This window comes from Corallococcus sp. AS-1-6, from assembly GCF_020037015.1.
In the GTDB taxonomy this organism is placed as follows: Bacteria; Myxococcota; Myxococcia; order Myxococcales; family Myxococcaceae; genus Corallococcus.
The window spans coordinates 145,820-154,879 of the sequence record NZ_JAIQDE010000024.1 but is presented as its reverse complement, the minus strand read 5'-3'; the positions used below and the strand labels follow the sequence as shown (position 1 = coordinate 154,879).

9 protein-coding genes are annotated in these 9,060 nt (G+C 70.8%); 2 read left to right on the top strand and 7 right to left on the bottom strand.

Features of this window, described 5'->3' with window-relative positions; translation table 11 throughout:
- Positions 1 to 907 precede the first annotated feature (907 nt).
- Genes K8612_RS28470 through K8612_RS28440 form a run of 7 tightly spaced genes read right to left on the bottom strand, consistent with a single transcriptional unit; the run spans position 908 to position 6,862 of the window.
- Positions 908 to 1,900, bottom strand: a complete 993-nt coding sequence (locus tag K8612_RS28470; protein ID WP_223764570.1) for a sulfotransferase — start codon at positions 1,898 to 1,900, stop codon at positions 908 to 910.
- On the bottom strand, positions 1,900 to 2,745 hold the full coding sequence (locus K8612_RS28465) for a family 3 encapsulin nanocompartment shell protein (protein WP_223764569.1): 846 nt from the start codon (positions 2,743 to 2,745) through the stop codon (positions 1,900 to 1,902). Before K8612_RS28465 ends, K8612_RS28470 begins: the two co-directional genes overlap by 1 nt.
- A 29-nt stretch (positions 2,746 to 2,774) precedes the next feature.
- Positions 2,775 to 3,818, bottom strand: a complete 1,044-nt coding sequence (argC, locus tag K8612_RS28460) for an N-acetyl-gamma-glutamyl-phosphate reductase (protein WP_223764568.1) — start codon at positions 3,816 to 3,818, stop codon at positions 2,775 to 2,777.
- A complete protein-coding gene (locus K8612_RS28455; RefSeq protein ID WP_223764567.1) occupies positions 3,815 to 4,666 on the bottom strand; it encodes a RimK family alpha-L-glutamate ligase in 852 nt (283 codons plus the stop codon). The genes argC and K8612_RS28455 overlap by 4 nt, the downstream gene beginning before the upstream one ends.
- Before the next feature lie 9 nt (positions 4,667 to 4,675).
- Complete coding sequence (lysW, locus tag K8612_RS28450) at positions 4,676 to 4,879, bottom strand: lysine biosynthesis protein LysW (protein ID WP_223738560.1); 204 nt, start codon at positions 4,877 to 4,879, stop codon at positions 4,676 to 4,678.
- 1 nt (position 4,880) lies between these two features.
- The gene (locus K8612_RS28445; RefSeq protein WP_373692145.1) at positions 4,881 to 5,918 is read right to left on the bottom strand and encodes a transketolase family protein; all 1,038 of its coding nucleotides are present in this window, start codon (positions 5,916 to 5,918) and stop codon (positions 4,881 to 4,883) included.
- Positions 5,915 to 6,862: a 1-deoxy-D-xylulose-5-phosphate synthase N-terminal domain-containing protein gene (locus tag K8612_RS28440; RefSeq protein ID WP_223764566.1), complete on the bottom strand. Its 948-nt coding sequence runs from the start codon at positions 6,860 to 6,862 to the stop codon at positions 5,915 to 5,917. Before K8612_RS28440 ends, K8612_RS28445 begins: the two co-directional genes overlap by 4 nt.
- Positions 6,863 to 7,061: 199 nt before the next feature.
- On the opposite strand from K8612_RS28440, the gene K8612_RS28435 reads away from it, so the two are divergent.
- Entirely contained in the window at positions 7,062 to 8,729 is a 1,668-nt protein-coding gene (locus tag K8612_RS28435; protein ID WP_223764565.1) for an AMP-binding protein, read from the top strand.
- 19 nt (positions 8,730 to 8,748) lie between these two features.
- A complete protein-coding gene (locus tag K8612_RS28430) occupies positions 8,749 to 9,012 on the top strand; it encodes a phosphopantetheine-binding protein (RefSeq protein WP_223738556.1) in 264 nt (87 codons plus the stop codon).
- The last annotated feature ends 48 nt before the right edge of the window (positions 9,013 to 9,060 follow it).

Below are 9,060 nucleotides of genomic sequence, written 5' to 3'. Positions count from 1 at the left end.
GCATTGTGCTCGAAGCTCCTGTCCCCCTTGTCGCTTGGCAGCCGGCCAACTGGCCTCGCTATTCCGCGCAGACCTCCTGTCCGACAGGTTTGCACGGCCCAGATGCAACGACGGCCGCCCGGATGCGGTGCGACAAGACCGGCCCAACTGCCGGACAAGTTTCCACGCCCCAGGTGAAACGACGGCCCCATCCGCGGGGCGCCCACTCTTGTCCGACTGTCCGACAGGTTTCCGCTGCCCTGTGGGAGCCCTGGCGCCCAGCCCTGGTTCTCCACAACCTGTCCGATTGTCCGACAGGTTTCCGCCGACCGAATGGAGCGGCGCCCCCCCTCCACGATTCATCAAGACCTGTCCGACTGTCCGACAGGTTGTCGCGGCTCGGGCGGGACGCGAGCCCCGGCTTCGGGCCTCCAACACCTGTCCGACAGGTTTCCGCTGACCGGATGGAGCGGCGCCCCCTCCACGGTTCATCAAAACCGGTCCGACTGTCCGACAGGTTTTCGCGGCTCGGGCGGGACGCGAGCCCCGGCTTCGGGCCTCCGAGACCTGTCCGACAGGTTTCCGCTGGCCGGACGGAGCGGCGGCCACCCTCCACGGTTCTTCAAAACCGGTCCGACTGTCCGACAGGTTTGCACGGCTCGGGCGGAACGTGGCCCCAGGCTTCGGTTCTCCGAGCCCGGTCCGACTGTCCGACAGGTTTTCGCGGCTCGGGCGGGACGCGCGCCCCGGCTTCGGGTCTCCACCACCTGTCCGACAGGTTTCCGGGGCATGGCGGGCCCTGGCGCCTCCCTCCATGGGCCTCCGAACCTGTCCGACTGTCGGACAGGTTTTTTCGGTGCGCCTCCGACGGGGGCCGGGCCGGTCTCTCGTCTTCTCTTCCGTGGAGACAGGGCTCATGTCCGCAGGCTCAGGGGCGGCTCTCCGCGCCTGCGTCCGGCGCGGACCCTCCGATGGGTGCGCGCCGTGCTCCGCTGAAGTACCCGTACTTCGCCATCAGCGGCCAGGCGAGCGCCACGGTGAGCGCCTTCGCTCCGGAGGCCAGCTCTCCCTTCCACGCGTCGTCCTCACCGCGCAGGAGCGTGGGTCCGCTGCGGAAGCGGTCCGGGTTGCCGGTGACGGTGTGGTTCTTCCCCAATACCACCGTGCGGCCCTTCACCGGGTTCTGCGCGCGCGGCACGCCCACCAGGTCCAACACCGTGTCCACCGCGCGGTCCGGCGCGGCGATGAAGTCCTCGTAGCGCAGGAAGAGCGACCGGTCGGGGAACCTCCGCGTCACCTCCTCCGACGCCGCGTTGAAGCCCAACCAGTACGCCGTGCTGCGCGCGGCGGACATCGGGACGACGTACTGCTTCGTCTTCGTCCACGAGTGCGTCACCGCGCGCGGGTCGCGCACCAGGTGCAGGTACAGCGGCCGGATGCCCTCCACGCGCGGCAGCAGCGCCGCCTCGGACGGGAACTTCCCGCTGTCCACCAGCACCGTACTCCCCGTCGCCCTCGCGATGGCGCGGTACGTCCGCGCGAGGAAGTCCGCGTGCGACTGGAGCGCCTGCGAGTCCCCCGCCTCGTCCAGCACCCGCAACGTGTGCCGCGTGCGCACGGCGGCCTGCTGCCGGCGCACCACCTCTTCCGCGTGCGCGCGCGGCGTCAGGCCCGCCGGCACGTCGGAGGTCAGCACCGTGTTCCAGATGCCGCACTCCAACAACTGCTGGCCACAACCACACAGGGTGTTGGAGCCGTTCCCGTACGCGTTCTTCCAGAGGAAGCTCAGCTCCCCCACGTGGAAGAAGCCCGGCACCTCGTTGAGGACGTTGCCCAGGATGGTGCTGCCGCTGCGGCACCAGCCGGTGATGTAGAGGACCGTGAGCCGCGCGCCCTCGCCCTTCGCGCTCGCGGAGACCATCAGGTCAGCGACGCCACGAAGAAGTGGGTGGGCAGGTGCACCGCGAGCGTCGTGTAGACCTCGCCGTAGGCGGCCAGTCCCTCGCGCGGGAAGATGCCCGGCGGCGGCTCCGCGAACCGGATGACCGAGCGCTGGCTGTCATACAGCGTCGCCGCGGCCGTGAAGTCCCCCACGATGAGGGTGCCCGGGTTCACCATGCGCGTGCGGCACAGGCGGATGCCCATGGCCGCCAGGTCCGACAGGAGCGACTGCTGGCCCACCAGGTGCTCGTAGAAGTCCAACGAGTTGATGACGATGCCATCCGCGGACCCGCCCATCTGCTCCACCTGCGCGCAGGCGTTGAGCAGCGAGGCCACCGCGTTCTTCTTCGCCGGCAGCCGCACGATGCCCGGCGTGTGCATCAGGCCCCGCACGCCCTCCCCACCCTTGCCGATGCACAGCGCCTGGTTCTCCGCCGTGTTCAGCCGCACCAGCAACCGGAAGTCGATGAACTGCGCCAGCGACTGGGGATCCTCCAGCAGGTTGCGCGGCACCTGGATCCACGCGCGCGTGGGCTTGAGCGCCTGCGTGTCCTGGTGGAACTCGAAGCCCGCTTCCGGACGCAGCTCCACGTCCTGCACCGGCCCGGTGGGCTTCGTCTGGGGGTGCGTCTCGTACCAGAAGGGCACCGGGTCGCGCTCCGCCTTCGCCGTCTTGAACATGCCGCGCACCGCGATGCGCGGACGACGCTTGAAGCCGGGGAACGCGTCCACGATGGACGTGTCGTAGTCCACGTGCGCCTTCGTGCCCTGCTTCTGGACCGCGGCCGCGAACACCTCGCCAGGGGATTTCGTGCTCAAGCTCATGGGTGCGGCTCCTCGGAATGAACAGCGGTCTAGAGCGGATGCAGGCCCCGGAAGCCCAGCCCTTCCGTCTCCGGGCGGCCCAGCATCAGGTTCAGCGCATGCACCGCCGTGCCGGCGGCGCCCTTCACCAGGTTGTCGATGGCCGCGTTCACCACGATGCGGCCCCGCTCCGCGTCCACGTCCACCGACAGGTCACAGTGGTTCGTGCCCAGCAGCGGCCCGGGCTCCGGGAACGGCGAGAGCGACGCGCTGGGGCGCAACAGCCGCACGAAGGGCTTCTCGCGGTAGCGCGTGGCGATGGCGCGCACCACCTCCGCCTCCTCCACCGGACGCGCCGCGAAGGCGTGCACCGTCGCCAGGATGCCGCGCACGCCCGGCACCGCCGTGGCGCTGAAGTGGATGGTGGGCTGCTGGCCCGTGATGCGCGCCACCACGCCCTCCAGCTCCCCCGTGTGCCGGTGGCCCACCGGCTTGTAGCAGCGCAGCGCGTTCGCGCGCTCCGGGTGGTGCGAGGAGCGGTCCGGCGTGGAGCCCCCTCCAGACGAGCCCGTCTTCGCGTCCACCACCAGCACGTCCGGGCGCGCGAGCCCCGCGTGCAAGAGCGGCAACAGCGCCAGCAGCCCCGCGTGCGCCATGCAGCCGGGCACCGCGACGTGGCGCGCGTTCGTCAGCGCGTCACCCATCCACTCCGGCAGCCCGTAGACGAACGCGGGCACGTCGTCCGGGCGCGGGTGCTTGCCGTACCAGCGCGCGTGCCCCGCGGCGTCCAGGCGGAAGTCCGCGCTCAGGTCCACCACCCGCTCCGCCAGCCGGGACACCTTCGGCCAGCGCTGGAGCAGCTCCCCCTGCGGCATGCAGCTCACCAGCACGTCGCAGGGCTCCAGCGCGTCGTGCGGCGTGTAGCGCAGCGTCCCCACCCCGCGCAGGTGCGGGTGCGGGAAGTCCAGGCGCTTGCCGGCGAACTGGCCGGAGGTGGCCTGCACCACCTCCACGGCCGGGTGCGCGAGCAGCAGGCGCAGCACCTCGCCGCCGGTGTAGCCCGCGGCTCCCAGCACCGCCAAGCGCACGCTCATCGCCGCGCTCCCGCTCCGGACGCGACGTACTCCGCGATGAGGTCCGGCAGCGGGACGCCCGTCTCGTCGATGCTGCGCGCGAACTCCACGCAGTGGTTGATTTCGTTGACGTAGATGTCGCCGCCGCGCGTCTCCAGCAGGTCCACCGCCACCATGTCCCCGCCCACCGCCTCCGCCGCGGCCTCCGCCAGCTTCGCGTGCACCACCGGGACTTCGTAGCGCTCCGGCACGGCGCCGCGCGCGGTGTTGGTGATCCAATGCTCGGAGCGCCGCCGGAGGCCGCCCACCGCGCGGCCGATGACGTAGACGCGCAGGTCGTAGCCCGGCTTGTCCACGTACTCCTGCACCAGCGCCACGTGGTCCTGCGCGCCGCCGGTGCCGAAGCGCGTGGACAGCACGCCTTCCGCCGCGCTGCGCGAGTCCAGCCGGGCCACCATCCGGCCCCAACTGCCCAGCACGGGCTTGGTCACCACCGGGTAGCCCTTCTGCTCGATCGCCTCCAGGCACGCGTCCTCGTCGAAGGCCACGAACGACCACGGCATGGGCACGCCCTTCGCGGCCAGGGCCGCGCTGGTGAGCGCCTTGTCCCCGCACAGGGAGATGGTCCTCGCGCTGTTGAGCACGCGCAGCCCCTTCATCTCCAGGAACGTGGCCAGGTAGCGCGCACGCGTGAAGGACATGCTGCGCATCAACACGGTGTCGGCCTCGGTGAGGCGCTGCCGGTCCATGGACAGCACCATCCCGGAGTCCTGCACCAGGTTGACGGCGCAGTCGCGCCTGCGCAGCGCCTCGAGGAGGAGCTTCTCCTCGGTGCGCACGCGCGTATAGACGAGGTCGACCTTGCGCATGGCGCGGGGCTACTCTCCCCAGTCTTCCTCGACCTCGGGTGCTTCCTCGAGCCGCAGCGGGTTGATGCCCACCACCTCCAGCTCGGCGGAACAGCCGTCACAGGAGAGCACCTCGCCCACCAGCCGGTTGCCGCCCGGCACCGGCTGCGCGCACAACGGGCACTGCTCCGGGGGGACGGACTGCGTCATCGGGTTCGGGTTCTGGACCTGCATGTCAGTCCCTCCTCGTTGCGGGTTCCACGGCAAACACCGGGGTTCTTGGGAGCACTCCCAGGATGCGCTCGGCCACCTGCCCGCCCTCCAGCCCATGGCCCTGGAGCAGGGCCTCGTGCGAGCCGGCGCGTGAGTCGTACCGGTCCTGCAGGCCCACGCGCAGCACGCGCCGCTGAAGGTCCAGCGAGCACACCGTCTCGCACACCGCGCTGCCCAGGCCGCCCAGCACGTTGTGCTCCTCCACCGTCACCAGCAGCCGCGTGCGCGCCGCCGTCTCGCGCACCGACTCCTCGTCCAATGGCTTCAGCGTGTGCACGTTGAGCACGCGCGCGCTGACGCCCCGCGCCTCCAGCAGCTTCGCGGCGTCCAGCGCCACGGACACGCCCACCTCGCCGTGCGCCAGCAGCCCCACGTCGTCGCCCTCGCGCAGGAGCGCGGCGCGGCCCAGCTCGAAGGGCGGGCGCGGGAGGTCCAGCCGGGTGACGCGGTTGCGGCCCAGCCGCAGGTAGACGGGGCCGTCGTGCTGGAGCATCGCGCGCGTGGCCTGCACCGTCTCCAGGCCGTCCGCGGGGGACACCACGGTGAGGTTGGGCATCGCGCGCAGCACGGCCAGGTCTTCAATGGCGTGGTGCGTGGGGCCGAAGAAGGCGCCCGCCACGCCGCCGTAGTCGCACACCAGCTTCACGTTGGCGCGCGCATAGGCCAGGTTCAGCCGCACCTGCTCGCACGCGCGCATCACGCCGAAGGCCGCGAAGCTGTGCGCGATGACGGTGTGTCCGCCGTGCGCCAGGCCACACGCCATGTCCAGCATGGTGGCCTCGCAGATGCCCAGGTTGAAGTAGCGCTGGGGGTGGCGCTTCTCGAACGGATCGCCTCCGCCGCCCAGGTCCGCCTCCAGGAAGACGACGCGCGCGTCCTCTTGCGCGAAGCGCGCCGCCGCGTGCCGGAACACCAGCCGGTTGGACAGCTCCGGGTGCGCGGCGAGCCACGCCTCCGGCGCCAGGGCCAGGTCCACCTCGGGGGCCAGCGACGCGCTCACTGTCCGTCCTCCCCCAGCGACGCGAGCGCCCGGCGCAGGTGCTCCGGCGAGAACACCGCGTAGTGCGGCCCCTTGCCCTTGAGCATCGGCACGCCCGCGCCCTTCTGCGTCCGGGCGACGATGGCGCGCGGACGGCCGTCCACCACCGGCGCCTCCAGCGCGGCCACCAGCGCGGGCAGGTCGTGCCCGTCCACCTCCAGCGACTGGAAGCCGAACGCGTCCAGCCTCCGCACCAGCGCCTCCTGCGACAGGATGGACTCGGTGGGGCCGTCGTTCTGCCCGCCGTTGCGGTCGATGATCAACGTCAGGCCGGTGAGCTTTCGGTGCGACGCCACCTGGAGCGCTTCCCAGTTGGAGCCCTCGCCCATCTCCCCGTCGCCGCAGACGACGAAGGTGCGGTTGGGCTCCCCGCGCAGCACGTGCGCGAGCGTCAGCCCCACGCCCAGCCCCAGCCCGTGGCCCAGGCTGCCGGTGGCGAACTCCACGCCCGGCACCGCCGCGTTCACGTGGCCGGTGAAGATGCTGCCGTCCGCGTTGTACTCGCGCACCAGCGTCTCCACGTCCACGAAGCCGAACTCCGCCAGCGCCGCGTAGAGCCCCGCCGCCGCGTGCCCCTTGGACAGGATGAGGTGGTCGCGCTCCGGCGCCTTCGGCGCGCGCGGATCCACGCGCATCACCCGGCCCAGCAGCGCCACCAATATCTCCACCATGGACAGCGAGCCGCCCAGGTGACAGCCCGACGGCGTCGCCGCCAGCCGCACGATGGTCCGGCGAACGCGCTTCGCCCGTTGCGGCAGCAGCGCCAACCCCGCCTCCGACGCGGCGCCCGCAGCCCCGTCCCCGGTGCGAGCAGGCGCCACCGGGCCGCCGGAGGCCGTGGGTTCTTCTGGCGTCCGCGCGTCGCGCGACAGCCCGGGGGTCGTTGGATTCGCCGAGAAAGTCATGCCCGTAGCGTCGCTGTCACAGCCCAGGAATCCGGCTGTTGTGAGACACCCTAGGAAATCGCATCATGCGCCGTCAACGCGGTTTTTCTTAAGATGTAGATGTACGAGAAAAAATCGCCTTGCCCGGTAATCTCGCGGTGTTACACGCGCGGAAGGCCCAGCATTCCCCGGTTTCACGTCACTCGGAGGAGACCTTCAGATGGGGCAGCGTTTCCATAACGCAGCGGCATTGGAGAAGGGTTCGGAGTACCGCCGAAAGGGTTGGTGGCGTGACACCACGGTCGTTGACGATCTGCGTCGCTGCGTCCAGGCGCACCCGGACAAGACCGCGATCATCGCCGCACGGTACTTTTCCAAGGACATCACGCGGCTGACGTACGCGGAGCTGGCGCGCTACATGGACCGGTTCGCGCTGGGCCTGCGCGAGCTGGGGGTGGGGCGCGAGGACATCGTCGCGGTGCAGTTGCCCAACGGGTGGCACTTCACGGCGCTGGCGCTGGCGTGCGCGCGGCTGGGGGCGGTCATCGCGCCCATTCCGCCGGACTACCGGCGGCGCGAGGTGGAGTTCATCCTGGGGCGCACGGAGGCCTCCGTGTACGTGGGGCCCACGTCGTGGACGGGGCACTCGCACCGGGACATGGCGCGCGACATCGCAGCGGTGCTGCCGTCGCTGCGCCACCGGGTGCTGCTGGGAAGCAACTCGGACCTCCAGGCGGGCGAGCGGGACTTCGAGCGCCACTTCATCGAGCGCGAGTGGGAGCAGGAGGCGTCGCTGGAGGGCGTGGCCCCGGCGTCCGCGGACGACGTGTGCAACATCCTCTACACGTCCGGCACCACGGGGGAGCCGAAGGGCGTGGTGCACTCGCACAACACGAACTACGGCATCACGCGCGCGCTGTGCGACACGCTGGGCATCGACGGGACGGACGTGGTGGCGCTGCCGTCGCTGCTGACGGCGTCCACGGGCTTCACGTACTCGTACCTGATGCCCATCCTGCTGGGGGCCACGGCCATCTACATGGACGTGGGCGACCCGGAGCTGACGCTCAAGCTCTTCGAGGAGCACGGCGTCACGTTCACGTACGGCATTCCCACGTACCTGATGAACCTCATCGCGTTGCAGCGAAAGCGCCAGCGCGACACCTCCTCGCTGCGGCAGTTGGCCACGGGCTCCATCCCGGTGCCGCCGCACCTCATCGCGGCGGTGCGCGAGGTGTTCGGCGTGCGGCTGCACACGCTGTGGGGCATGACGGAGAACGGCGCGGTCACCATCACCCGGCACGAGGACCCGCCGGACTGGCCCAGCCAGAGCGACGGGCGCGCGGTGGCGTGGATGGAGACGCGCATCGTCCCGGCGCTCGCGGAGGACGGCACGCCGTATCCGGACGGGACGGGGCGGCTGCTGGTGCGAGGCGCCAGCCAGTGCCTCACCTACTTCAAGCGTGACGACGTGTACGCCGCGGCGGTGGACCCGGAGGGCTGGTTCGACACGGGCGACCTGGCGCGCGACGACGGGCGCGGCGGCATCCGCATCGTGGGGCGGCTGAAGGACGTCATCTTCCGGTACGGGTACAAGATCCCCGTGGTGGAGGTGGAGTCCGCGCTGTACTCGCACCCGAAGGTGAAGGAGGTCGCGGTCGTCGCGCACTCCGACGACAAGATTGGCGGCGAGCGGGTGTGCGCCGTGGTGGTGGTGCGCGAGGGAGAGGCCCCGCCCACGCTCACCGAGCTGCGCGACCACCTCAAGCAGCAGGGCATGTCCAACCAGTACTGGCCGGACCGCCTGGACCTCATCGACGAGATGCCCAAGACGGCCACCGGCAAGGTGCGCAAGTACCTGCTGCGCGAGCGGCTGAAGCCCGCGTGAGCAGGCAGGAGGAACGGCCTTGAACCCGAGCCCCGAAGAAGCCGCCCGCCTCACGGACACGGAAGCGAAGCTCGCGGCGTGGTGGAAGGAGTTGCTGGGCGTGGAGGTGGTGCGCCCGGAGGACCACTTCCTGGAGATGGGCGGCAACTCCCTGATGGCCACGGTCCTGTCCAATCGCATCGAGAGCGAGCTGGGCGTGGAGGTGTCCATGGTGGAGCTGTTCAACACGCTCCAGGCGGTGGCCACGCTGTGCGACGAGCTGCGCCAGGAGCAGACCGCTTGAGCCGCGCCGCCCCTGGAGGGCGGCCCCCTTCCCCCGCCTTCCCCCGAG